Raw genomic sequence first — 1,586 nt, 5'->3', positions numbered from 1 at the left:
ACGCGCGCGGTCCCGAACTGGTTTAGCCAGGACTCCACGCTTTGCGCCGCCTTGCCGGTGGCACCGGAAGCGACCATGCCTTTTAGCGCATCGCCCGAGGAATCGCCGGAAAGCGCCACGCCAGACTGCGCCGCAAGCCCTGCCAGTGATGCATCACTGTTGTTATTTTGCGTCGTACCGGCAGCAGAAGACGGTACGATGCTGCTGCCTGAGGGTAATTTTTCCGCCGGCATTTTCTCTGATACGTCAGACAATTTGGTTTCAGCAACGGCATCAAAAGAAAAAGCATAAACACACAGGGAAGAATAAGAAAACTGAAGGCTAATTTGTAAAATACAAATTATCTTAGACACACGCATTATCTATTTCACTTTATATATTCAATGGAAGCGAAACAAATAGCAAAATAGCCGATATAGTTCGCGGGGGTGCCAAACATAAACCATAATGCCATTTGGCACTACTTAATAATAAATTTAGCAAAAGTTAATACACGTGAAGTTAAATTATAAATACCGATTCCAATAAAATAACTCACTAATTCAGACTCTGATAATATATAAAAAAGGCGGAATTTCTTCCGCCTTTCCCGTTTATAACCTCTGGCCGAATTACTGCACCGTCAGGCTCACGGCAATCTCATAGGAAAATGAGGGTACGCTCGCTCCCCAACTCATCCCTGCAAAGCGAATGACGCCATGATAGACCCCGGCAGGAAGACCTGAGTTATCCGCTGATGCATAGTTCAGTATCGCTTGAGCATTCGGACCGGACGCACAACCTATTGTTGTATTAAACGTTCGTGTCGAACAGTAGCTAGAGCGCTCCCCGCCAAAGTTAACCACCACCTGGTTTCCGTGTTCATCCGTCATCGGAACCGTCAGCGGCGAATTAGTATTTTGAGCGCCACTAGACACAAGCGAATAAGGCCCGGTAGTCGGCGCGACAGCGATAAAGCCTAAACCAGGATACTCGTCAAACCATGATGTTTTATATTGGCCCGATGCCCCGTTGATAACCCAGTCTGCGTTAAACGAACCGATAAAGGTGGTGGTTCCTGTTTTCACGCTTTGGCCGTAGGTCGCCGTCACGGTCGCATCCCCCTCATCTGTCCCGGAAATCGTCATCGTGGCAACGCCGGACGCATCGGTCACGCTGGTACTGCCCGCCAGAGTATTCAGCGTCGTTGCCCAGTTCACCGTTTGGTTTGCCATCGGATTACCGTTGGCATCCTTCACCGTGGCGGTAAAGGTCGTGACATCGACGCCGTTATTGGAGACCACCGGCCTATCCAGTTTCAGTGTCACAATCTCGGCGCTGCTGATGTCGGCAATAAAGTTCACCGCACCCGCACTGGCCGCGCGCTGCTGCTGCGTCAGCGTGGCGGTGACAATCTCAGTACCCGCTTTGCGCGACGTGCCGGTCATGGTCGCTACGCCCGCCGCCGTCTGGCTGCTGCTGTTGGCCAGCGTCACGTTGGCATTATCCCCCTTCCAGTCCACGTTCAATGCATTCACCGGATTGTTATTGGCATCCTTGACGGTCGCCGTCCAGGTCACCGCTTCCGTGCCGTTAGCGACCGCCTG

At 51.8% G+C, this 1,586-nt stretch carries 2 protein-coding genes; both read right to left on the bottom strand.

Going from position 1 to position 1,586, the window contains the following annotated elements; all coding sequences use genetic code 11:
* On the bottom strand, positions 1-254 hold a 254-nt coding region (locus D5398_RS25245), incomplete at its 3' end, for a hypothetical protein (protein ID WP_162940846.1).
* A gap of 357 nt (positions 255-611) precedes the next feature.
* Positions 612-1,586, bottom strand: a 975-nt coding sequence (locus D5398_RS25240; protein WP_208646094.1) for an Ig-like domain-containing protein, incomplete at its 5' end; no start/stop codon positions are given.

Origin of the sequence: Rahnella bruchi, assembly GCF_003614975.1 — a bacterium.
GTDB classification, from domain to species: Bacteria; Pseudomonadota; Gammaproteobacteria; order Enterobacterales; family Enterobacteriaceae; genus Rahnella; species Rahnella bruchi.
This window is presented reverse-complemented; position numbering and strand designations above follow the sequence as displayed.